Raw genomic sequence first — 23,570 nt, 5'->3', positions numbered from 1 at the left:
AAATGGAAACCCTAAATTCCGTTTTCCCACTACATAACAAAAGAAACGCTTATTTTCGCTTTCTTCCTAGTACATATGCTAAAGCAATTGCAGAAATGCCAAAGCCAAATAATGCTAATGTACTCTGACTGTCATCTCCCGTTTTTACCGGTTTCTGTGGCTGTCCTGCATTGCCATTTTGTGAAGGTTTCTGTTCATTTGGTCTGTCCGGTTTAGGCGGTATCTGTGGTGCTACAGGTTTATTCGGTTTTTCTGGAACTACAGGTTTATCCGGTTCTACAGGTTTTTCTTCTTTTTCAAACTGTGCTGTCAATTCTCTATCCTTATCTACTGTAAATGTGTATTCCTTTTCTGTGCTGATAATCTCATTGTTTTCTAGCCAACCTGTAAATTTATATCCTTCGTTTACATTTGCGATGACTTTTACTTCTTCTCCGATTTGATAAACTTCCTTTTCAGGAACAATTTCTACAACACCCATTTTATCATCATTTGCATTTGCAGTGATTGTATATGTTTTCTCCGGAAATTCTCCCAAAAACTTGGCGTCTGCCCAGTCCGCATGGTCATTAAAGTTATTTTCACCTTTTAATGCTTTAAGCGTAACTTTCTTCGCATTTTCAGGCAATTCTATAGCAAATTTTTTCATCGGTGTTTTCTGTGCCATTTCACCACTGTCAAATACAATCTGACCGTCTATCTCAATACAGAACTGTACTTTTCCATCGTCTGCATTGTATTGACAATAATCAATTCCAACAAATCCTTCCAATGCCTTGTAACCTTTTCCTGTAATGTCATACACGATTACAGACTCCGCATGCGTTCCCAAACCTTTTTTAAATGCTACCGGTTCGCCCTTTTCATTCGCCAACTGAATTGTACTGCCTAAATGATTTCTATCACGATTTACCTGTGTACCGTAACCTACTGTGGCGCTCTCCCACTCTAAATCTGACAGGTATGCACCTTTTCTCAGTTCGATACGATATGTTTCTTTTGTTTTTCTATCTGCTGCTGTTACAACAATGTCTACATTTTGCAGTCCATCATAAACATTAAGTTCTCCCTCGAAAACATTTCCTTTCGCTGCCTTTTCTCTTGTCTGTTTTACCTCCACCGTCGCATCTGAATCAATAGCAGTTACTTTTAATGTTGTCTTATCACTATCGACAAACTGCTCACTTGTTTTCTTTTCATTTAGTAAATCAGAAGTAATATTTTTTCCATCTAAAATAACTTCCTGAATACCTGTATTTGCATCAAACTGTTTATAAACGGTTACACGATAATTTTTCTTAAATAGTTTATCTCCTGCCACACACTGTATAAGAAGTGTATTTTCTCCCTCTTTTAATTTGTTAAATGTGGCTTCCGTACCATTTTTCACCTCTCCATTTAAAGAAATTTTAACTGCTGATGCATCTGTATTTACTTTTACATTTAAGTTCTTTTCTTTTTTGTCCAACGCAAAGAAATATTCTTCTTTTTCCGCATCAAAGTTTGTTAATCCTTTGCCATTCAATGTAATACCGTTTACCTGCATTTTAGTTGAAGGCATATAAGTCACATTTAAAATATATTGCTCGTATGTTGTATTGTCTTCGGCATAAACACGAACATAGAAACTATTTAAACCGTTTCTGAAATCCGCTTTTGCCGTGTATCTGTTCCCTTCATTTGAAACATTCAACGGTGTTCTGTATTCTCCTGCAAGCACTTCCACTTTTCCGATTTTTCCCTCTGTTTCTACTACAATGTCAGATGTTGCTTTACTGCCATCTGCATTCATATAAAAACTCTTTGTTTCTATCGGTTTGTTCTGCTCAAACTGTAGTTGTGGCATACTTAGTTTATTAACTTGAATTGCACTTTCACCTTTTAACTGTACGGTTAATACATATGTATTTTTTCCACGTACAATCCGAAGTTCATCTTTATCCTGTACCTCTAAAATAAGAGTATCCGTATTATTTAATTCTCCCGCAACTTCTGTTCCGTTTATATATATCTGTGTTTTTCCCACACTATCATTTACGGAAACATAAGATAACATTATTTTCTTTAACGATTGTGGTACAAGTATATTCTGCTCTTTGTTATCACCACGTTTATATACTATACCATTGTTTACGGAAATTTCCTGCAATTCGTCTGTCTGTTCAGGCGAAACTGCTACTTTCACCTTTTCGCTTGGCATTCCTACGATACCGTATTGGTCTTTTGGATATACCTGACAGAAAATATCTTTTTTACCTGCAACAGAAAGTTCTTTTTCTTTTGTTACAGTTGTCTTTTCTACTTCTCCTTCTTTCCAATACCATCTGTATACGGTTTCACCCTCTTTTGCACCTTGTGTATCAGCAAATTTATATTCCACTTTTGCTTTACCGTTTTCTACTTTTGTCTTCACATCAGAAACAGTCGGACGTACTGTCTTTGTCTGCTGAACGGAGATTTCTTCTCCTTCTAACAACTTGTTGAACTCTGTATCGGCACTTCCCACATGGAAATCGGAAAATGTTACTTTCTTTGCTCGTGCATTTGATTCCCAACAAGCCATACCGATTTTATAGTCATTTCCAAATGATGCATTTGTAAATTCTTTTGCTGTCTGCCATTCCCCATTTTCTTTTTGATAAGAAAGTGTAATTTTATCATTCTTTTTCGTTATTCCCAAATATGCAGAAGTTACATTGTTGTCCGCCTCATTTCCATGATATTCCTGTGCAGCGGCATTTTTCTCCTCTACAGTAGCAATTCCATTATAATGCGATTTCTTTCCTACTGTCACATAGTTATCATCATCATGGTATAAAATAAATGATGCTGTATCCCACTGATTATTTTCTTTTATTGGCAATCCCTCTACTTTTACAACTGCACGAAGATTATTTTTCTCTACATTCTTCGGATTGTATAGGAATAAATTCTTCACCGTATTCGTATTCGTATACAAATCACCCGGCTGCATTGTCACTTCAATAGAATTGTCTGTCAATTTATATTTTGCCTTATCTTCACGCTTAATCTCAAAATCAGCGTTAAGTGCTTTCACTTCTCCACCATAAATGACAACTGCTTTTCTATCTTTCGCTGTTCCTTTTACTGCATTTACCCAAACAACACCATTTGCTTTTGCAGTCAATTCACCTGTGGAAGAAATAATTGCACTGTTTGTTTCTCCACCTGTAAGGAAATCTGTTACAGACCATGTTGCTCCATTTCCCTTTTTCAGTGTGAACTGTACTTTTTCATTTACTTTTACTTCTTTGTTATCCTCTTCTTTTATTTCAATTTTTTCTGTTTCGGTCGCTTCTCCACCAACTGTAACTTCAATCTCATTTGATTTTACAATCGTATCGTTCCAACGATAGTATGCAAAAACAGTTGTTTTTCCTTGTTTTATTCCTAAAATCTGCCCATTTTTATCTACAGTTGCAACATCTGGATTGGTGCTTGCATAACAAATATTTCGTACCGGTTCTACAGGCGCTTGATTTTTATTACGAATAACTTTAATATCATCACCTTTGATAGAAATATTCTTTTCTGTTGCATCATCTTCCGCCACTGCATACAATTTCAATCCGTCATCATACACATTGTTTTCAATCTTAACATTTTTTGATTTTGTAAATTCAAAAACATTGTCTACTTTCTTATTATTTGTATTTCCTTTAGCATCTGTTTTTAACTGTACAGACTGACCTGCCTGAATGGTTTTGTTATCTAATGCAATTCCCACTGTTACATCAGGATTCATACGGAATACTTTGTTGTTTTTAAATGTCAGATTTTCTACACTTTCCGCTTTTACCACCGTATCCTCGTCCATATAGAATGTATTTCCCTCAATACTGATATTCTTATGAATCGGATTTGATGCATCAGGGAATTGTCCTCCTTTTGTTACCGGGTGAATATATATTGCAGGTGCATATTCCCAGCTTGTTCTTCCTATATCCTTTATATAAAAAGTGTTGTTTCTGATTTTCATATCACGGATAGGTCCTGACTCATACCAGTCATTTGAGTCATTGGAAAGGAAAATGGTTGCCATAGACATATTGTGGAAAACATTGTTTTCAATAATGACTTCCTTTCTTGTTGTACAAAGTATACCTCTTGTAGGCACATTTCTGAATGTACAATTTCTAATCGTAACTTTCGGTGCATATGTTACATTTTCTGCCACATATTTAGGTTGACCACCAATTTTATCCGATAGATTTTCCGGTAAATCTTCTTTAAATTTAATTTTCATTGTACGAAGATCGTTTCCATTTTCACCCGGATTGGAAATAACCTCCGCTACTTCATACTGTTTTTCTCCGTCTGTTGAAGACAGCAAATCTCTTGTAAAGAACTGAACCTTATCTCCTACATGATACTGTGGAAATCCTCCCTGCTGATTGTGAATATACTTTAACTCTAATGTGTGAGAATCTATTCTTTTCTCTACCCTTGTAAACGTTCCATGCAAATTAATCGGGTCATCATGTGTATTGGCAAAATTACAATTTTCAATTACAATTTCTCCTGAAGCACCTGACGCATGAATACCATCAGCATAACTCACTGTCAAATGTCCTGAATTTTCTCTTGGCATAAGATTGCAATCCTTGTAATATACATTTTCACTCATCTGAATGAGCCAGCCAAATCCATGCATAAAATGAACATTTACTTTCTCTGCACGGACATTTTTACTCTCCCAAGTAAATGCACCTGCCGTTTCTCTTACAGCACTGCTTGCCAGTTCAAAAACCATTCCTTTTTCCTGCATGGCAGGACGTGTTACAGCATAGTGAACTCTCACTTGATTATTTTCTAACTTTTCAATTTTAATTGCATTTTGAAACGGTCCCTGATTAGTATAATAATTTCTTGTCATCTCATCATCAGGCTGGTATGCAACTACTGCATAGGAATTATGTATTCCTTTTTCCGTCCAATACGGGTAATTTGTATACGGGCTGTTTTCACTCTTCCAAAGAATCGTATTTCCTTGAATTTCATATGGGAAACAATTCGGAATATAAAAATCTGTGTAATCTCTTCCTCCACTTTCGCCCATATTTGTAACCGTCATCTCAGATACAGTAGGAACTGCAAAATCCCACGAAAAATTATGCAAAGTAATATTTTCTGACTTTGCCACCGCTAAAGCCATCATATTTCCGTGCATCATAAATAAAGAACCATTTCCCTCAATGGTAAGGTTCTTTTGCTCTTCGATTAAAATTCCGATTGTTTTTACCGGATTTTCAATACTGTTTGTATTAGAGGTATGATACTCCCTTTTCTGTGCCTTGTCTTTGTAAATATGGTATTCTCCTTTTGGAAAGTTCAATGTAACCTCTTTCTTTCCTCCGTCTGATACCTTTTTTGCTTCTTCTAACGCTTTCCAAATTGCCTCAGCACTATCGTTGACTCCGGTTGGATCTGCACCAAAATCACGTACGTCAATTACAACACCGTTATTTTTCTTCGCACTTTCTTCTCCGTCCTTTGCCAAACTGACTGTCGGCTGAAGTAATAAAGCGAATATAAGCAGCAAACTCATAATTCTACTTCGTTTTCTGTTCTTTTTCATAATATTCCTCCTTTTCTTTACTTTTCATTTTGTATGTTTTTAATAATTTTTTCAATGTTCTTATCTTCTTTTTATGTTTTTCGTTGTTTTATACATGTTACTCCCTTTTATACTAAAAATTTCTTTTGTTTTTTGTATACTTTTACTATTAGGGGGAAATATAATGAACTGTAAAGAATAGAAAAGATTATGTATGCTTTCACAAAATATATTTTTTATTGTATCGGAAAATTGTGCACAACAAAAAACTGCCCAAATCCCTTTTTCAAGGAACTTGACAGTTTTTATATGCTAAAAATGCCAACCCCTGAAAATATTCAGATGCTTGGCATTTCTTTCTCATTTGTATAATGACTCCAAGGGGAATCGAACCCCTGATTCCAGCGTGAGAGGCTAGCGTCTTAACCGCTTGACCATGGAGCCGTTTTTCATACTTGTATATTATAAAACATCTTTTCCTAATATGCAAGTACAAATTTTGAAATCATTATTTTTTCTGAGACAAAAGAAAATATATTGCACTTTTCTTATTTCCATTTTATAATAATAACAAGAGAGAACAACCGCCACAAGTGGTTGACCTTGGAGTTCTAAATAACTGCCCACACATTCGGTCAAAAACAGGGGCAGTTATTTTTTATGCTTGTCTATGTAGGCAAGCAGTGTAATGATAAATATTCCAAAAGATTTCCACTCTTTTCTTATTTCATCATCGTCCAATATCCCTGAACGAAGATAAACAGCACAACAACCGGCAAAATAAATGTCAGATAAAATTTCACTGCCTTATTTTTCGGAAACTTCAATCCCGTTCCGGCATTTGCTTCTTTTAAGAAATTATCCCAGCCCCAGCCGTATCTTGTCACACAGAACAACAGGTAGACCAGTGAACCGAGCGGAAGAAGGTTATTGCTGACAATAAAGTCTTCCAAATCCATGATATTCTTTCCTGCGACTGTAAATCCCGCCCAGTCCGTCATTCCAAGTACGCACGGGATTCCCAAAACAATAAGTAAAATTCCGTTAATCCATGTAGATTTCTTCAGAGACCACCCCCACAATTCTCTTGCGCAGGTAATAACATTTTGAAATACTGCAATAATTGTGGATAGCGCCGCAAACGTCATAAACAGGAAGAACAACGCTCCCCACAAACGCCCGCCTGCCATTTCATTAAATACATTCGGCAGCGTCACGAAAACAAGTCCCGGTCCTTCCCCCGGATTGATGCCGAAGGCAAAACATGCCGGAAAAATAATTAATCCTGCCATTATCGCCACACACGTATCCAGCAGTGTAACACTTATTGCCTCTCCCGCAAGTGTTCTCTCTTTTCCAATGTAACTTCCGAAAATTGCCAAAGCGCCGATACCGATACTGAGCGTAAAGAATGACTGTCCCATAGCCGCAAATACGGTTGTTCCAATCCCAACTTCTTTCATCTTACTCAAGTCCGGTTTTAAATAGAATGAAAGACCTTCCATCGCATTTGGCAATGTCACCGCGCGAACAACAAGAACGATCATAATCAAAAACAGACTGACCATCATTGCTTTCGTAATCTTTTCCACCCCTTTTTCTAAACCTAAAGAGCATACAATCAAACCGATAACAGAAATCACCAACATCCAAAATAACATTTCATTTCTGTTGGAAGTCAACGCCGTAAAAATTTCCGAAATTTTTTCCGCACCCGCTCCCGCAAATTCTCCTTTTGCCATCTTTACAAAATAGGCTACCATCCAGCCGCCTACGGTTGTATAGAACATCATCAGCAAATAATTTCCTGCGATGGCAAAATATTTATGTATATGCCACTTCGTTCCTTTCGGTTCAAGCACCTCATAAGACTTGGCGACACTTTTTTGGCTGGCTCTTCCTACCGCAAACTCCATAATAACAATCGGCAAACCTAACACAAGCAGAAAGAACAGATAAATCAGCACAAATGCTCCGCCGCCATACTGTCCCGTAATATATGGAAACCTCCACACGTTCCCCAAACCGATTGCACACCCCGCCGAGATCAAAATAAAACCTAATCTCGAAGAAAACTTTTCTCTCTTTTCCATCTGTAATTTTCCCTCTATTCCTCTTCTTTTTCCTGCGGATATTCCATCAATGACGATTTACATTCCGCATCTACCATAATCTGTAACTCTTTTTGAGCATTTCTAATAACTACTTTATCATGCTCTCCCCCAAATTCTCCGTCAAGTGTCCATGAGATTTCTTCCAGCGATTCAAATGTAACCTCTTTTGTCTTGAAGGAATACATATATTTTGAATCCTGCTGCTCCGAAACAAGGGCAAGAATAATCCCCTGCAGTTCCAGTGGGTTTTTCGGTTTCTTTATCAAAGTCGCCTCAAATTCCCCGTCATCAAACACGACCTTTTTCCCTACCATATTTTTAAATCCGCCCACTGACCGGGAATTTGTTACCATACCAAAAATAAACTCATCTTCAATAACTTCGCCATCGTGAGTCACCCGAATATTATATGACGGTATATTAAACAATCTCTTTGTTCCCTCCAAAACATATGCCAAATGACCGAGAACATTTTTTATTTCCTGTTTTGTCTGGTAGGAAACGTCCGTAAACAGACCAAATGCAGCAATATAAACAAAGATATCTTTATTGAAACGTCCCACATCACATGAAAATATCTCTCCGTTGACCGCAACGTCAGCCGCTTTTAACAGTTCTCTCGGAATATGAAGACTTTTGGCAAAATCATTCGTCGTCCCGGTAGGAATATATCCGATTGGAATTTTATTTTCTCTCTGCATCATTCCTGTCACAACTTCGTCCAGCGTTCCGTCTCCACCGCTGCATACAAGCAAATCATAATCTCCCGTAAAATCTGCCACTTTTCTGTAACCGTCTCTATATTTTTGTGTCGGATATACAGTCACTTCGTATCCCGCCTTCACAAAAATATCAAAAATATCAGATAATCTTGGTTTTAATAATCCTTTTCCTGCATTAGGGTTATAAATAAACAATAACTTTTTCATGTTACCCTCCATATATTTCAAAAAAGATTGCGTCGAGACGCAATCTTTTTATCTATTTTCCTGATACTAAAAGTTCTTTCATCTTCTCCGTTGCCATAGTCTCATCATCGCCATCTGCAACTACTGTTAATTCATCTCCTGTTGAAAGTTGAAGACTCATCATACCCATAATACTTTTAGCATTAATTTTTTTTGTTCCTACTTCAATAAAGACCTGACTTTTAAATTCGTTCGCCACCTGAACTGCCTTTGCTGTCACTCTTGCACAAATACCATCTTCTGCCTGAATCGTCACCGGTTGCTTAATCATAACGTACCTCCTTGTTTTCTCTGAGTTTATCGGCCATTTCGCCCAATTTCCTCAGACGGTGATTCACTCCCGATTTTCCTATTGGTGTAGTGAGTAAATCCCCTAATTCCTTTAATGTTGCTTCCGGATATTCCAACCTTGTCAATGCCACATCTCGCAAGGCATCAGACAGGTTTTCCAACCCGATTGTGTCGCGAATATACACAATATCTTCCACTTGTTTTACCGCTGCGGAAACAGTTTTATTAATATTCGCTGTTTCACAGTTTACTTTTCTATTTACCGTGTTACGCATATCTTTTATGATACGCACGTTTTCAAATTTCATCAATGCAACGTGTGCTTCTATGATATTAAGAAGGTCTGCAATCTGCGCACCTTCCTTGACGTATACAACATAAGATTTCTTCCGAAGTATCACTTTTGCATCTATCCCAAAACTATTCATTATCTTCTGCAACTGCTCGGCTTTCGCACGAACGGCACAGACAATTTCAAAGTGATAGGATTTCTCCGGGTCACTGATAGATCCCGATGCTAAAAAAGCACCTCTGATAAACGCTCTTTTACAACAATACTGTTGAACAATTACGTTTTTTACAATGGAAAGTTCCTCAAAAACTTCTCCATCTTTATTAATCAACTTCGTTGCCTGAAGCACCTTTATTGCTTCTTCATGCTTTTTCACAATAATCCAATACGAAACACTCTGCCTGATGAGATTTTTTCGTATGGAAATTTCAGTTCTTATATTAAATGTTTTTTCCAGTAATGTAAAGCACTTTCTTGCAACAATCAGATTTTCTGTATGTATTTTTATTGCATAACGATTATTGCTGTCAATCATGACGCTGCCACACATGCTGATTAATGCAGAAATTTCCGCAATCTGACAATGTCTTGCCGTGCTTATCTGTCCGCCTAATTCCTCTTTAATTTCTCCCGAAAACGACATTTGCCACCTCTACTTACATTTTTCTGAGAGCATCTTTTTCAATATCGCGATGCTCAATTCTCACCCCATACTGATTTTTCTCTTTAAAATAATCGTATAAAGCATTTGCCAAAGTAACGGAACGATGTTTCCCTCCTGTACAGCCTATTCCGATAACCAACTGATGTTTCCCTTCAGATATATAATTCGGTATCAAAAATTCGACCATATCTTTCAATTTCTGTAGAAATATATCTGCTTTTCCATTACTCATCACATAATCCTGCACTTCTTTTTCATTCCCTGTTCTTGGGCGGAGTTCGTCTATATAATACGGATTTGGCAAAAAGCGGACATCGAACACTAAATCAGTATCGTTTGGAATACCATATTTAAACCCAAAAGATACGACGGTGAGATATAAATTTTTGTATTCCTGATTATTCACAAAAATATTTTGTAATGCCTGTTTTAACTCTCTTGTCAGAAGAAGACTCGTGTCAATAATGTAGTCTGCCCTCTTCTTAATCGGCTCAAGAATCTCTCTTTCCTGCAATAAACCGTCCCCGATGCTTCCCTGTGCTGTCAGCGGGTGGTTTCGCCTCGTTTCCTTATATCTTTTAATCAACACCGAGTCGCTTGCATCTAAAAACAAAATCTCGCAGGAAATTTCTTTTAACATCTCCTCCAACTCCGAAAATTCCTGCCCCCCGCGGATATCAAGCCCCAGCGCAATTTTGTTGAACTCCGGTCCCGGCACTTTTAATAATTCCGACAGTTTAGGAAACAGAGGAATCGGCAGATTATCTACACAAAAATATCCTACATCTTCCAAAACTTTTAATGCTGTACTTTTACCTGCTCCCGACATTCCCGTTACAATTACTACTCTCATCTTAAAATTCTCCCAGTTTTTTCACTTCCGGCTCAAGCGTAACACCAAATTTTTCTTCCACTTTTACCGTCACCTCTCTCATTAATTCCACCACATCTTCTGCAGTTGCATTCCCTCTGTTAATAAGAAAACCACAATGCTTTTCGGACACCTGCGCATCTCCGACACGGAAACCTCTAAGTCCTGCCTGCTCAATCAACTGTCCCGCAAAATGCCCCTCCGGTCTTTTGAATGTACTTCCCGCGCTGGCATATTCAAGCGGTTGTTTTGTCGTTCTCTTCTCTCTGAGTTCATTCATATATTCTCTAATTTCTTTTGCATCTTTCTTTTCCAACTGTAAAACAGCTTCCAACGCAATGTAACCTCTTCTTCCAACAATACTTGTCCTGTATCCCAACTCTAATTCTTCTTTACTTAACGTGAGAAGTTCTCCTTCTCTTGTCAATACGGTCACTTCTTCCAGAACGTTTTTCATCTCGCCGCCATAAGCACCTGCGTTCATCACAACCGCACCGCCTAAGGTTCCCGGGATTCCTCCGGCAAATTCAAGACCCGTCAGCCCGTTCCTGCACGCTTCACTTGCCACTTTCACAAGCAAAGCGCCTGCCTGCGCTCTTATCTTAGTTCCCGACACTTCGATTTTGTCCATCTGCTTATACAGGCGGACAATCACACCTCGAAAACCTTTATCTCCCACCAAAAGATTGCTTCCGTTTCCGAGCAGATAAAACGGCATATCCATTTCATTGCACAAACGAACAACTTTCTGTACTTCATCAACCGTCTCAGGGCAGACAAAACAGTCTGCCGGTCCGCCGATGCGAAATGTAGTGTGTCTGCTCATCGGCTCATCTGTAAAAACTCTTTCTTTATCTATAATTTCTGTTACTCTATCTAAAAATTTTCTATCCATACCTGTCTCCTGTTATTTATACCCTATCTGTTATCAAAACATTTCTTTTCATGATACACTAATCCTCTTCTAAATTCAATGAACTCTTGCAAATTCGTAAAAAATACGTTATATTAAAAATACTATTTATTTTTAATTTAAGAAGGAGTGAAAAACAATTGGACTCGAGTGTCGTCACCCAAAGTATTGTTTTAATTATTTTACTTGCGCTTTCTGCATTTTTTTCATCAGCAGAAACATCGCTTACTACCGTTAACCGAATACGAATGCGTTCGTTGGCAGAGGAAGGAAATAAGCGTGCCAAGATGGTTATTAGGATTACCGAAGATTCCGGCAAGATGTTAAGCGCCATTCTTATCGGTAACAACCTTGTAAACCTTTCCGCCTCTTCCATCACAACAAGTATTGCTTATGTGTTTGGTGGTTCGGCAGTTGCTATTGCTACAGGTATTATTACACTGTTAATTCTCTTATTTGGGGAGATTTCTCCAAAGACGGTGGCAACAATCCATTCAGAAAAACTTGCATTGGTTTATGCCTACCCTATCAGTTTCCTTATGAAGATTGCTACACCATTTATTTTTATCGTAAATAGTTTATCAAAAGTAATCTTATTTATTCTGAGAGTAGACCCTAATGCAAAGAATGACTCCATGACCGAGAGCGAACTGCGTACAATCGTAGATGTCAGCCACGAGGACGGTGTCATCGAATCTGAAGAAAAAGAGATGATTTATAACGTGTTCGATATGGGAGACGCAAAGGCAAAAGATGTTATGGTACCTAGAGTACACGTTACCTTTGCCGATGTGGAAAGTACTTACGAAGAGTTAATCGAAATCTTCCGTGAGGACAAATTTACCCGACTGCCTGTCTATGAGAATACGACAGACAACGTTATCGGAACCATTAACATGAAAGATTTACTTCTTTTTGATAACCGAAAAGAATTTCATGTCCGTGATATTCTCCGTGAAGCATACTTTACGTATGAGTATAAGAGTATTTCCGAACTGCTCGTAGAGATGAGAGAAGCTTCTCTGAATATCGTTATCGTACTTGATGAGTATGGTGAGACGGCAGGTCTTATCACTTTAGAAGATTTGCTCGAAGAGATTGTCGGTGAAATTCATGATGAATATGACGAAAATGAAGAAGAGTTCTTTAAAGAGATTAATGAGCATGAATTTATCGTAGAAGGTTCTATGAACTTAGACGATTTAAACGACCGTTTAGATTTAGGTTTGACTTCTGAAGATTATGATTCCCTCGGTGGATTTATCATTGAGCAGTTGGACCGACTGCCTGAATTACATGATGAAGTCGTTACGGATTCAGGTATCCGTCTTGTCGTAGAAACATTGGACAAGAACCGTGTAGAAGATGTTCATATTTACCTTCCTGAGAATTTTCGGGAAGAAAAAGACGAGGAAGAAGAATAATTTATCACAAATATCATAATAAGCAGAAAAAATGGAAGACTGCCGTAATGGTTTCTTCCATTTTTATATTTATCCTTTTGTTGAACCTTTCGTCATTCCTGCCACGAGGAATTTCCTGAAAATCAGTGCCACTATCGCCGGAGGAATAACTGCCAAAAGCCCGGCTGCCGCCGTCACTCCGTACTGCACCATATCTTTCGTCATAAACTCCGATGTCACGATTGCGACAGGTTTTGTCTCTGCCGACGAAGCAAGAATAAGCGGTATTTGAAATTGACTCCAACCACTCAAAAACATAATTAAAATTGATGAAAAGATAACCGGGTAGGATATTGGGAGAATGATTTTAAAAAAAGTATGAATCCTCCCACAGCCGTCCACCCTCGCCGCTTCCTCCAATTCTTTCGGAATTGTGGCAAAATAATTCGATATCAGCCACACATTCATCGGAAGAAACGAACTCACATACACCATACTGAGCCAAAATGTATTATTCAATAATCCTTTATCCACAAAAATACGGAACAACGGAATAATTGTCGCAAAAATCGGAATGACCATTGTAATAAGCAGACTGTTTCGGATAAACTTTTTCCCCGGAAATTCCATTCTTGTCAAAACATATCCACTGACAAGGGCAATCGGTACACCGAATAAAATCGTACAGCCTACCGCCTTCATTGAATTTGCCAGTCCGGTAAAGAGACGGATATGCTGGGAACTGTTCACATCAAACAGCATTTCATAGTTGTTCCATGTCATTTCTTTCGGCAGCATTCCCACTGTATTCTTAAACATCTCATACTCAGGAGTTACCGACACAATAAACGCCCACACAAATGGTCCCAACGTTAAAATAAGAAAAAGAATCACCGCAGCAATATAGAGAAGGGAAACTTTTTTGCGCCTTTTCATTAGTATTCCACCTCCTTATTCAGACTTCTCAAATAGAAAAATCCGAGAATTGCCGACAGAAGCATAATGATATAAGTCAATGCACTTCCTTTTCCAAAGTCTAAAAAAGAAAACGTCGTCAGATAGTTCTCAATTAACAAGTTTTTGCCTAAATCTTTGTACCCCGAAATTGCCACAATCTCATCAAAAATATTGATTGCAGTTATGGACGCCGATGTCATTCCAATAATCAGAAACGGTTTCACAAGGGGGAGTGTGATATGAAAAAATCTTGATTTTCTGTCTGCCCCGTCTATTTTTGCCGCCTCATATAATTCCTCCGGTATAGCACGTAGCCCCGAAACCGTAACGATTGCACAGAACGGTACACTTCTCCATGCGACAACAAGCGCAACGACAAGAAGTAAAAGCCACCTGTCCGTCAGCCACTCTATCGGTTTGTCTATCAACTTTAGAGAAATAAGCAATTTGTTCATAAAGCCATATCCCGAATGAAAAACGAACTTCCAGATAATTCCGTTCACAATCGGCGGCATCGCCCACGGCAAAATGGCAATCGCAGTCAAAATACCCGAAATCTTCGTATCCACATTTAAAATAAGCGCTACCGCAAACCCACATACCGTTGTCACAGCCATAACAATCACGAGCAGAAACAGCGTGTTTTGCAGACTGTACCAAAATGTGTCCGATTTCAATATAGATATGTAGTTTTCTAATCCAATTAACTTAATATCATTCGGCGCCGTCAGTTTCATTTTGTGAAGACTGTAGGAAAATGTCATGACAATCGGGTACAGCACCAATGTACACATAATAAGAATTACTGGCGTAAGAGTAACATACGCCAGTAATTTTTCCTTGTTTCTTTTCAACATACTATTTTACCAATTCTTTTATCTTCTTATCCATCGTATCAAACGCTTTCTCAGGAGAGATTTCTCCAAGAACCATTTTGTTTACGTTATTATAAATTGTGTTTGACATTTCTGAATAGTAGTCCGGCACTCCTTTAGGGAATGGAGATTTAATTAATTTCGCCTGATCAAGCATTGCTCCTGCATTTTTAATTGTGCCGTCATTGATTAATTCTTCGATAACCGAGTTTCTTGTCGGAATGGAACTGTTTTGTGCGTACAGTTTTTTCTGTACTTCCGGAGAGGAATACCATTTTACAAACTCTTTTGCTTCTTCTTTGTTTTTAGAAAATGCAGTAATTCCAATCGCTTCCGGAAGCGGCATTGTCACCTGTGAAGTTCCTTCTTTTCCCGGCAATAAAATCGGTTTAATCTGTCCGACTACGCTGCTCTCCTCAGGATTATTGCTGATTCCAACAAATTTTGTGGGTCCGACCATAAAACTTGCCTCTCCTGAAGTAAGTTTGCGGTAACAGTCCATACCTGAAAATGTTTTTGCCGCAGGATCAATCAATTCTTCATCTACTAATTTTTGTTCAAATTTCAATGCGTCCAACACTGCTTCTTCATTTAATGTTCCGTCCTCGTTAAACGCTACGCCATTTCTTGCAAACGCAAGCCAAATCATTGAAGTTGTTGCCGATTCGTCCGCATTTACCGGAAGAGTGAACGGATATTTTGTCACTCCGGACTCTTTCAATTTCTTTAATGCGTCATAAACTTCGTCCCATGTTTCCGGCGCTTTCTCAATTCCGGCCTTTTTGAAATGTTCCTCATTATAATATGCGATTCGGTAATCGTTCGCATATGGAACTGCCAATACCTTATCATCTATTGTAAATGTCTCCAGTGTAGGCATGTCCTTTTTATCTTCTTCGCTCATTTCAATCGGTTCAAGCCAGCCCGCACTGTTCATCTCACCAACCCATGACCAGTCTACTTCCACTACGTCCGCAGCGGCTTCCCCACCTGCTGCCGCAATGGAGACTTTATCGCGAATGTCGTCCCAACTTACTTCTTCCACATTTACCTTAATTCCTGATTCTTCCTCAAACTCTTTTAAAAGTTCTTCCCCCGGATTTCCCCAGTCAGGAATCATGAATGTAATTTCTTTTTTACCATCTGTTTTGTCTTTTGATGGTTCCTTTTTTCCACAGCCTGCTGCCATAGTTCCCACTAAAGCCATACACAAAAGAATACTTACGATTTTCTTTCTCATCTGTTTTCCTCCTTTTTTTAAATCTCTAGTAGTATACCCAAATTTTTCCTCAGTTTCAATTCTGTGACAGTTTTTTCCTATTGTTTTTTGTTGTAGTACTATACAGATTTTCTATACAGCCTGTTTTATTATTCCTCTTCCTCATCATCTTCTTCCCCTGTCAGACGCAAAATATCATTGACTTCCTCTTCCGTCATCTCCATATAGTCTGCTAGTTCTTCCAAAGTCGGCTTTCTGTTCAAATCTTCTGTGAGATTTTTTAGACTCTCGTCCAAAAATACTACCTTCTCCACCATTTTATTATCCTGATGTTTCACTTCCTCCTGCTCCTCCACAAGCAGTTGCATCATCTGACGAATACCCTCTAAAATTTCCTGTTCTTCCGCCTCTTCTTTTTCCAGTGCAAGCATCAGTCCCACATTTCCCTCCTGAATTAAATCGCCGATGAAAAATTCAGGAGTATGTAATTCTTTTGCAATCTCTACAACTTTCGGAAAATATTGTTTTAATTTTTCCTCTCTTTCATTCAAAGGTACCAACGAGGACATTTCTTCCAAATATGTTTCTAAATATAACTCGTCCTCCTTGGGGAAATTCTTTTCCTCCTCTTCCTCTACAACCGTTCCCCCTTTTTTCACATAGCCGGTTACGGCTATCTTTTGAGATAAAAGATAGTCGTATACCAGTTCCATTTGTTCTTCTGAAAGTGTGTCCTCCTCAAAATATTTTTCCACATCTTCCATTGTCAATACACGATGTTTTTCTTTTCCTAACTCTAAAATACCATTTAACTTTTCACGAAACTGTAATTTACCGCTCATTTTTCTTCTCCTGTTCTTTTAACTTACAATAATTGTCGGATACCCCGCCTGTTTCAAACGTCTTTCCATGACGACTGCCTCTTTCAGCGTAGGATACTCTCCCACCTGCACTCTCCAGAATCCATTTCCCTGTTCGATAAACGCCGGATATTCCTGTGCCTGCAATTCATTTAGCAGCGCTTCCGCATATCTTCTCTGCCGATATGCGCCGACCTGTACCCTGTACTGCATCACCTGATTCATACCCGGTTTCATCACTGTATCCATAATTCCATCTGCGATTGCATTTGCTATATCATCGAAAGACTCATCAAACAGCTGGTTATCCGTATCGGAATTGATAAATCCCGCTTCCACTAACACAGCGGGCATCTTTGTCCTTTTTAACACAACTAAATTCGGTCTGGCATGAACACCTAAGTTTACAAACCCTATGTCTTCCAATTGGGCATTGATATTCTTCGCCATCTCATATTTAATTCCCGACAAATCATAGACAAGGCTCTCCACTCCCGAAACTTCGTTATCCGTCGGATAGGAATTTCGATGAATGGACACAAAATAGTCCACTCCTGCCTCATTTGCCTCCATCGCCTTCTGATATGGCGACTCATATACGTCTGTTGTTCTTGTATATTCTACATCAAAACCGTGATTTTGTAAAATCTCACCGACGGCCAATGTCAGTTGCAGTGCGTCATCTGCCTCTCTTCTTCCTTTGTAAACGGCACCGGGATCTGTTCCCCCATGCCCTGCGTCAAGCATAATTGAAATTGGCATATGTTTACTCCGTTTTCTTTCTTTTCTATAATACAATATGTCAAAGAAAAGGAATCGTGAAAAGAGGCTATCTGTTTTAAGAACAACCCTGATTTATTTTTACAGAAAATTTCTTAGACTTTGTCAATCACATAAAAAATAAAGTGGAGTCTTTTTCAACTCCACTTTATTTTTATCTATTCTCAATATCTGAAATCATATCTACACGTCTCTGATGTCTGTCACCCTCAAATTCTGTGTTTAACCATTCTTCCACAATCATTTTTGCCAATTCAATACCGATAACTCTGGCGCCGAACGCAAGAATATTTGTGTTATTGTGCTGTTTTGAAAGTTTTGCCGAATATGGCTCGCTGCAAACGACTGCACGTACACCTTTTACTTTGTTGGCTGCAATGGAAATTCCTACGCCTGTTCCGCAAATCAAAATTCCACATTCTACGTCTCCGTCCACAACTGCGCGTCCCACTTTTTCACCATAAACAGGATAGTCGCAACTGTCGTTTGTATCTGTTCCATAGTTTACCACTTCATGTCCCAGTTCTTCCAAAAATGCGACAATCTGCTCTTTCATTTCTACTGCTGCATGGTCATTACCAATTCCAATTCTCATTTTTTAGTTCTCCTTCATTCCGAAATCTATAATCCTTTTTAAACAGTTAGATTATAGCATTTTCACAAAAGATTTTCAATGAGATGAATTTTCCCTTTTATACTGCCGATATAAACGATTTTTCTCCTACCGTGAAAACATGAAGCCGCACGCCATATACTTCTTCCAACAGTTCTTCTGTCAAAACTTCTTTCGGCATTCCCTGCCCGATGATTTTTCCATTTTTCATTGCCAGTATCTCGTCACTGTAATATAATGCCTGATTAATATCGTGCAGTACCATGACAATAGTCAAACCATACTCTTGATTTAGTTTGCGTACCAACTGCAGTATCTGTATCTGGTATCTTACGTCCAAATATGTTGTCGGTTCATCTAAAAGCAACAGTTCTGTATCCTGTGCAAGCGCCATGGCAATCCAAACTCTCTGTCTTTGTCCTCCCGACAGTTTTGAGACCGGACGGTTGCGGTATTTCGTTATTCGTGTCACTTCCATCGCCCATTCCACTTTTTCTCTGTCTTTCTCACTGATCCTGAAACTTCCCGCTTTTCTGTGAGGAATTCTCCCATAACTCACCAGTTTTTCCACACTCAAATCCTCCAAAACAGTATGATACTGGTGTACAATGGCGGATTTTTTTGCCAAATCTTTTAATTTAATGTCACGGAGATTTTCTCCGTACAGTTTTATCTCTCCCGACTCCGGTTTTTGGTTTCTTGTCAGCAGTTGGAATAATGTAGATTTCCCACAACCGTTGGCGCCAATCAAGGTAGTAATTTTCCCTTTTTGCAGTGAAAAGGATACTTCCTGAAGTACCTTATGTTCCCCGTAAGCGAAAGATAAATCCCGTACCTCATAAACATATTTCTGTTCACTCATAGTTCTGTCTTCGCCCTCCTTAATAGTAAAATAAAACTCGGGCCTCCAATAACCGCCATAATCACTGCCGCATTAATTTCATATGGATAGGCAATAGTACGGCCTACCGTGTCTGCAAGCAGCAGGGTAAATGCCCCCAGAAGCATTGTGTACGGAATCAGCACTTTGTGGCTGTTTCCAACAAGCAGCCTTGCGATATGTGGTACCAACAGTCCGAGAAAACTGATACTTCCCACCACTGCCGTGCTGACAGCTGCCAAAAGCACCGCCACCCCGGATACGAGAAGACGCACTGTATTTACCCTGATTCCGAGAGAAAGTATCGTCTTATCTTCCAGTCCCAGAATGTCACATTTTACCGCAAATATAAACGCTAATATAAGTCCAATCACCGTATACACAGAAAGCATCTGAAAATCGCCCCATGTTTTCATTGTAATATTTCCATTTACTATACTTGCCGCCCCGCTGTAGTCCGTTCCCATCATACTTTCTCCTGCTGACATAAGCCCTGAGAAAAAGGCATTCACCGCCACCCCGGTCAAAATAACACGAAGAGGACTCAGTTCTCCTTTCCACGAGAGAAGATATACAATTAAACAGGCAATAATTCCTCCCAAAAACGCAAAAACAGGAACTGCAAGATACAATGACGGTGCAAAGACGGTCACAAGTACCGCCGCCATTCCCGCCCCTGAACTAATCCCCATAATTCCCGGATCTGCCAACGGATTTTTCATTACCGCCTGCAGCATAACTCCGGATACGGCAACCGCTGCCCCGGCGAGCATGGCAATCAAAATTCTCGGAAAGCGCAGCGAATATATTGTCGCCACCGTCTCATCGTATTCTACAAACAGACCTTTTATAATCTGTCCCGGGGACGCCTTTAAACTTCCCGTATTCACAGCAACAAGGAACAGCACGATTAATGCTGCTCCCGTAACAAGAAATGAAATGATTTTTCTTCTTCTGCCAATCAATTTGTTCCCTCCTGATATAAATATGTTTCCAACTCTTGCAGTGCCTCTTTATAACGGAAATTTGCACTCATTCCAAATTTCTCATTGTCCAAATCATACACATAGCCTTGTTGCACCGCCTCGAAATGTTTCCAAATATCATTTGTCTTAAATTCCTCCGCAAACATTTTCTTAACCTGTTCCGGAAGAGCGTGTGAAGTACGCAGAATAATATCCGGCTTTTTCTTTACCATATCCTCGGGATTGATGTTTAGAAAATCCTGTCCGGCTCCATCACCGTACACATTGATGCCTCCGGCAAGTTTTACAAGACTTCCAGCATAACTGCTTTCCGTTGCCACCACATAAGACCCCGGGAGTCCCATCAGCAAAAGAACGGTGGGTGCTTCCTCTCCGGTATGTTTTTTTGTAAAATCAGCTTTAAAGTCTTTAAATTCCTTATAAAGTTCTTCTGCCTTCGCTTCTTTTCCCAGCATCTTTCCAAGTATTAAAATTGATTCGTACATTCCTTCCGTACTCTTTAAATCCAAAAAATAACTTTCCACTCCTATATTTTCATACTGAGATTTCAATTCTCCTTCCAGAGAATTCGGACTTAAAACGATGTCCGGCTTCAGTGATTTTACAATTTCCATATCCGGCGCCATAGGTGAACCGACGCTTTTCGCCTTCTCATAGCGTTTCGGAATGGAATAACTGTCTGTCTTGGGAACTCCCACAACGTTATCCCATTCCAGCCTGTCTAAAATCTCGCAGGTTGCCACAGATGTTGCCACAATCCGTTTTTCTTTTACACTGTTATTTACATTCTGTTCTCCCGACTGGTTTACACACCCCGTCAGGAATAATGCGGAAAGAATTACGGCAATTAACGGTTTCTTTTTCATCTCTTATTTCCTTTTCTTTACAAACACAACTAATGAACCAATGACAAGTACAACAGCCGCTCCAACTGCAATCTCACCAACCGGAACTTTCTTTTTAGATTCTTTTGGCGTTTCATTAGAAGTTTCTTTTGAAGTTTTTTTTACTGATTCTTCTTTTACCGGCTGCTCATCTTCCGTCTTAATCATCTCGCTCACAAAATTTCCGTTTCCCTTTTTTGCCGATGCCATATCCAGTTTTATAAAAAACTGTACGTCTCTTCCCATCGGTTCTACAAACAAAATAGGACTGATATAATTCTCTGCCGAATCTACCTCAAACCGATAGTGATTGCAAGTGTCTCCATCTCTCTCACAAGTTCCTGTCTGTGTAAGTTCTACATTTCTATAATTTCCGTCATTACCTTTTATCTGCATACGGACATTGTTTACGTTGGACATTAAACCAATTCCAAGCGTGACATATGTCTTTCCCTGAGACTGTTCCACCAGCACGCTATCCTCCACGATACTGTCAGCCATACTGTCTCCGAGAGCAATATTCGTTCCTCCGTCCACAGTTTTATTCGTCTCCGGATTTGCGTAGGACGTTGTTCTGCCCACTGTGTAGGCTCCATCTTCCATCGCGTGAACCGGAATATGGGAAACTGCAAGCATGGCAGCCATTCCCAATCCCAAAACAACTTCTTTCCATCGTTTCATATTTATCTTGCCTGTCTCTTTCTATAAACTAGCGCCGCCACACTCGTTGCTGCCGATAAAAGCATAGCAAGTAAAAGCGCTGAATAATTACTATAGTCGGCTGTCTTCGGCGCATTTGATGCCCCATAACTGCTCTGGGCTGACGGCTTAGTCACCTGAACAGAAGAAACCTGTTTCAGCGAAGAATAATTGATACGAAATCTTGCGTCGATGTCCTGATTTCCCATAATAGCCACATGTGGATTTACTTTTACATTTAAGTATTCCTTTGTGTGAGGAAGTGTAAAGGAGAAACACACCGGATTCCCTGCCGCATCTCTTTCTTCTACTTTTGCACTGATATATTTTCCGTCAGTGCCCTCCACTTTCAGTTCCTGAAGGCTTGCTTCAATGTTTCCATATTTCATGGATTTTGTGTAAATGTACATTGTTTTCACACCATTTTTTACAACAATTCTCGCTGTATTGTTTAAAGACTGTGCGGCCATAGAAGCCTGATTTTTTGTTGCATGCCATAACCATACCGGAACTTCATAAATTCCGTCTTTTAAATTATTTTTATCTAATGTTGTGTTTCCTGTATTTAGATTCGGCTGGCTGTTTGTGTCGTTATTGGTTCCATTATTCGTATTGTTATCAGATGTCGGTTTCTTTTTCAGCCCTTTTACTGCTGCCTCGATATTTGCCGCCATCTGATTTACTTTGTCCTGTTCATTTTGTTTCAAACCGCGAATAACTGCCTGTAATGCATTTTCAAGCGTCTTTACCGTTCCATCTGTGTATTTTGTTAAATCTTTTGGAACCGTCGCAATTGCCGCATCTACTTTACTGTAATCCGCTTCCGGCAACTCGCTTACCAACTGTAATTTTCCTTTTAAATCTTTTAAAGAAGCTATCATTCCGCTGATTTCTGATGCGGAGGCCTTTCCGCCTGCAAGCAATTCTTTTGCCTCTTTCTTTTTCAATTCAAACGCTTTCCATGACTCTTCCGTGTAATCTTCTTTTTTCAATCCGTCATAAGATTGTAAGAGCGCGTTTAATCCGCTTGTATCCGCCTGTGCTTTTGAAAAATCTAATGTCAATGTCACAGTTGTCGGATATGGTTTCCCTCCGCCCATCATATTGTTCATAAAGTCCACCGTAATCGTTAATGAGCATTCTCCGTTACCGGAAGGTGTGATTGGAAACTTCATTTTCTCCGGCACTTCAATTTGGGTAATCTCTGTCGGTTTTCCAAATGAAGTGGAAGACTGTTCTGTTTTGTAAGATAAATATTCTGCCCCTTCCACAGTTAAAACATTTGCGTGATATTCTCCCATCATATTGATAACCATGTGTCTGTTCTCAACGGTGGCTGTCATATTGCCTTTTTCATCTACACTTACATTTGCATTTTCCCCAAACGCTTTGTTGAACGCTTCGTTTACGGCAGGAATCGGCGCTTTACTCTTCAGTGATGTAATCGGCACGACATAATCTCCCGCTTCCAACACTTCGGCAGCCTTTACCGCAGGTACCTGCGTCAAACTAAATGTGCAAACTGCTGCCATCGCAAGTGCAGCCAATCTTTTTGCCATTGATTTTATAGTCCTATTCTTCATTTTCATATCCTCCTCTTTTAAATGGTTGCTTTAAACTATTTTTTATTAGTTTCGTCTAACCCACGAGCATTAAAAAAAGCAACTGAAATTGCTGATTAGACTGTATCATAATTTTTTTGAAAATGAAAATCTTTTTTTGT

General features: G+C 39.1%; 19 protein-coding genes and 1 tRNA gene. 1 reads left to right on the top strand and 19 read right to left on the bottom strand.

Annotation, left to right across the window (positions count from 1 at the left end; genetic code table 11):
* Positions 1-49 precede the first annotated feature (49 nt).
* From ACYQ35_RS04920 to murB, 8 genes are all read right to left on the bottom strand, one after another.
* Positions 50-5,599: an NPCBM/NEW2 domain-containing protein gene (locus ACYQ35_RS04920; RefSeq protein WP_459830848.1), complete on the bottom strand. Its 5,550-nt coding sequence runs from the start codon at positions 5,597-5,599 to the stop codon at positions 50-52.
* A gap of 351 nt (positions 5,600-5,950) precedes the next feature.
* A tRNA-Glu gene (locus ACYQ35_RS04915) sits at positions 5,951-6,022 on the bottom strand.
* A gap of 278 nt (positions 6,023-6,300) precedes the next feature.
* The gene (locus ACYQ35_RS04910) at positions 6,301-7,671 is read right to left on the bottom strand and encodes a sodium-dependent transporter (protein ID WP_009461515.1); all 1,371 of its coding nucleotides are present in this window, start codon (positions 7,669-7,671) and stop codon (positions 6,301-6,303) included.
* Positions 7,672-7,685: 14 nt separating this feature from the next.
* Positions 7,686-8,621 (bottom strand): diacylglycerol/lipid kinase family protein, encoded by a 936-nt coding sequence (locus ACYQ35_RS04905; RefSeq protein WP_009461516.1) that lies wholly within the window; start codon positions 8,619-8,621, stop codon positions 7,686-7,688.
* A gap of 52 nt (positions 8,622-8,673) precedes the next feature.
* Entirely contained in the window at positions 8,674-8,931 is a 258-nt protein-coding gene (locus ACYQ35_RS04900) for an HPr family phosphocarrier protein (protein WP_009461517.1), read from the bottom strand.
* Positions 8,924-9,886, bottom strand: a complete 963-nt coding sequence (whiA, locus tag ACYQ35_RS04895; RefSeq protein WP_009461518.1) for a DNA-binding protein WhiA — start codon at positions 9,884-9,886, stop codon at positions 8,924-8,926. Before whiA ends, ACYQ35_RS04900 begins: the two co-directional genes overlap by 8 nt.
* Before the next feature lie 13 nt (positions 9,887-9,899).
* Positions 9,900-10,760: an RNase adapter RapZ gene (gene rapZ / locus ACYQ35_RS04890; RefSeq protein ID WP_459830842.1), complete on the bottom strand. Its 861-nt coding sequence runs from the start codon at positions 10,758-10,760 to the stop codon at positions 9,900-9,902.
* 1 nt (position 10,761) lies between these two features.
* On the bottom strand, positions 10,762-11,673 hold the full coding sequence (gene murB, locus ACYQ35_RS04885) for a UDP-N-acetylmuramate dehydrogenase (RefSeq protein WP_009461520.1): 912 nt from the start codon (positions 11,671-11,673) through the stop codon (positions 10,762-10,764).
* 158 nt (positions 11,674-11,831) lie between these two features.
* Here murB and ACYQ35_RS04880 point away from each other — a divergent pair, with 158 nt between their 5' ends.
* Entirely contained in the window at positions 11,832-13,115 is a 1,284-nt protein-coding gene (locus ACYQ35_RS04880; RefSeq protein ID WP_009461521.1) for an HlyC/CorC family transporter, read from the top strand.
* Between the two features lie 69 nt (positions 13,116-13,184).
* On the opposite strand, the gene ACYQ35_RS04875 is transcribed toward ACYQ35_RS04880, so the two are convergent.
* The 11 genes from ACYQ35_RS04875 to ACYQ35_RS04825 all read right to left on the bottom strand — a co-directional run bounded on the left by ACYQ35_RS04875 (position 13,185) and on the right by ACYQ35_RS04825 (position 23,430).
* Positions 13,185-14,030 carry a carbohydrate ABC transporter permease gene (locus tag ACYQ35_RS04875; RefSeq protein WP_459830839.1) on the bottom strand — a complete coding sequence of 282 codons (846 nt, stop codon included), beginning with the start codon at positions 14,028-14,030 and terminating at the stop codon, positions 13,185-13,187.
* Entirely contained in the window at positions 14,030-14,908 is an 879-nt protein-coding gene (locus ACYQ35_RS04870; RefSeq protein ID WP_459830837.1) for a carbohydrate ABC transporter permease, read from the bottom strand. Before ACYQ35_RS04870 ends, ACYQ35_RS04875 begins: the two co-directional genes overlap by 1 nt.
* Position 14,909: 1 nt before the next feature.
* Positions 14,910-16,166, bottom strand: coding sequence for an ABC transporter substrate-binding protein (locus ACYQ35_RS04865; protein WP_459830835.1), 1,257 nt, complete (start codon positions 16,164-16,166; stop codon positions 14,910-14,912).
* Between the two features lie 128 nt (positions 16,167-16,294).
* Positions 16,295-16,987, bottom strand: a complete 693-nt coding sequence (locus ACYQ35_RS04860; RefSeq protein ID WP_459830834.1) for a sigma-70 domain-containing protein — start codon at positions 16,985-16,987, stop codon at positions 16,295-16,297.
* A gap of 18 nt (positions 16,988-17,005) precedes the next feature.
* Positions 17,006-17,767 (bottom strand): N-acetylmuramoyl-L-alanine amidase, encoded by a 762-nt coding sequence (locus ACYQ35_RS04855; protein ID WP_009461526.1) that lies wholly within the window; start codon positions 17,765-17,767, stop codon positions 17,006-17,008.
* 172 nt (positions 17,768-17,939) lie between these two features.
* Positions 17,940-18,380 carry a ribose 5-phosphate isomerase B gene (gene rpiB, locus ACYQ35_RS04850; protein ID WP_009461527.1) on the bottom strand — a complete coding sequence of 147 codons (441 nt, stop codon included), beginning with the start codon at positions 18,378-18,380 and terminating at the stop codon, positions 17,940-17,942.
* 97 nt (positions 18,381-18,477) lie between these two features.
* Positions 18,478-19,260, bottom strand: a complete 783-nt coding sequence (locus ACYQ35_RS04845; RefSeq protein ID WP_459830831.1) for an ABC transporter ATP-binding protein — start codon at positions 19,258-19,260, stop codon at positions 18,478-18,480.
* Positions 19,257-20,243 carry a FecCD family ABC transporter permease gene (locus ACYQ35_RS04840; protein ID WP_009461529.1) on the bottom strand — a complete coding sequence of 329 codons (987 nt, stop codon included), beginning with the start codon at positions 20,241-20,243 and terminating at the stop codon, positions 19,257-19,259. Before ACYQ35_RS04840 ends, ACYQ35_RS04845 begins: the two co-directional genes overlap by 4 nt.
* A complete protein-coding gene (isdE, locus tag ACYQ35_RS04835) occupies positions 20,240-21,130 on the bottom strand; it encodes a heme ABC transporter substrate-binding protein IsdE (RefSeq protein ID WP_459830828.1) in 891 nt (296 codons plus the stop codon). The genes ACYQ35_RS04840 and isdE overlap by 4 nt, the downstream gene beginning before the upstream one ends.
* A gap of 3 nt (positions 21,131-21,133) precedes the next feature.
* The gene (locus tag ACYQ35_RS04830; RefSeq protein WP_459830825.1) at positions 21,134-21,829 is read right to left on the bottom strand and encodes a heme-binding Shp domain-containing protein; all 696 of its coding nucleotides are present in this window, start codon (positions 21,827-21,829) and stop codon (positions 21,134-21,136) included.
* A 2-nt stretch (positions 21,830-21,831) separates the two neighbouring features.
* Entirely contained in the window at positions 21,832-23,430 is a 1,599-nt protein-coding gene (locus ACYQ35_RS04825) for an NEAT domain-containing protein (protein WP_459830822.1), read from the bottom strand.
* Between the last annotated feature and the right edge of the window lie 140 nt (positions 23,431-23,570).

It is taken from the genome of Faecalimonas hominis, from assembly GCF_054660755.1.
The sequence above is the reverse complement of the archived record's forward strand: the minus strand, read 5'-3'. Positions and strand labels throughout refer to the sequence as shown.

Bases quoted from the DNA above. Each gene is read 5' to 3' on its own strand.
- ACYQ35_RS04830 (WP_459830825.1), bottom strand. From the start codon at position 21,829: ATGAAACGATGGAAAGAAGTTGTTTTGGGATTGGGAATGGCTGCCATG.
- ACYQ35_RS04900 (WP_009461517.1), bottom strand. From the start codon at position 8,931: ATGATTAAGCAACCGGTGACGATTCAGGCAGAAGATGGTATTTGTGCA.
- rapZ (WP_459830842.1), bottom strand. From the start codon at position 10,760: ATGAGAGTAGTAATTGTAACGGGAATGTCGGGAGCAGGTAAAAGTACA.
- murB (WP_009461520.1), bottom strand. From the start codon at position 11,673: ATGGATAGAAAATTTTTAGATAGAGTAACAGAAATTATAGATAAAGAA.
- ACYQ35_RS04865 (WP_459830835.1), bottom strand. From the start codon at position 16,166: ATGAGAAAGAAAATCGTAAGTATTCTTTTGTGTATGGCTTTAGTGGGA.
- ACYQ35_RS04855 (WP_009461526.1), bottom strand. From the start codon at position 17,767: ATGCCAATTTCAATTATGCTTGACGCAGGGCATGGGGGAACAGATCCC.
- ACYQ35_RS04905 (WP_009461516.1), bottom strand. From the start codon at position 8,621: ATGAAAAAGTTATTGTTTATTTATAACCCTAATGCAGGAAAAGGATTA.
- ACYQ35_RS04845 (WP_459830831.1), bottom strand. From the start codon at position 19,260: ATGAGTGAACAGAAATATGTTTATGAGGTACGGGATTTATCTTTCGCT.
- ACYQ35_RS04860 (WP_459830834.1), bottom strand. From the start codon at position 16,987: ATGAGCGGTAAATTACAGTTTCGTGAAAAGTTAAATGGTATTTTAGAG.
- whiA (WP_009461518.1), bottom strand. From the start codon at position 9,886: ATGTCGTTTTCGGGAGAAATTAAAGAGGAATTAGGCGGACAGATAAGC.
- rpiB (WP_009461527.1), bottom strand. From the start codon at position 18,380: ATGAGAATTGGAATTGGTAATGACCATGCAGCAGTAGAAATGAAAGAG.
- isdE (WP_459830828.1), bottom strand. From the start codon at position 21,130: ATGAAAAAGAAACCGTTAATTGCCGTAATTCTTTCCGCATTATTCCTG.
- ACYQ35_RS04825 (WP_459830822.1), bottom strand. From the start codon at position 23,430: ATGAAGAATAGGACTATAAAATCAATGGCAAAAAGATTGGCTGCACTT.
- ACYQ35_RS04910 (WP_009461515.1), bottom strand. From the start codon at position 7,671: ATGGAAAAGAGAGAAAAGTTTTCTTCGAGATTAGGTTTTATTTTGATC.
- ACYQ35_RS04920 (WP_459830848.1), bottom strand. From the start codon at position 5,599: ATGAAAAAGAACAGAAAACGAAGTAGAATTATGAGTTTGCTGCTTATA.
- ACYQ35_RS04875 (WP_459830839.1), bottom strand. From the start codon at position 14,030: ATGAAAAGGCGCAAAAAAGTTTCCCTTCTCTATATTGCTGCGGTGATT.
- ACYQ35_RS04870 (WP_459830837.1), bottom strand. From the start codon at position 14,908: ATGTTGAAAAGAAACAAGGAAAAATTACTGGCGTATGTTACTCTTACG.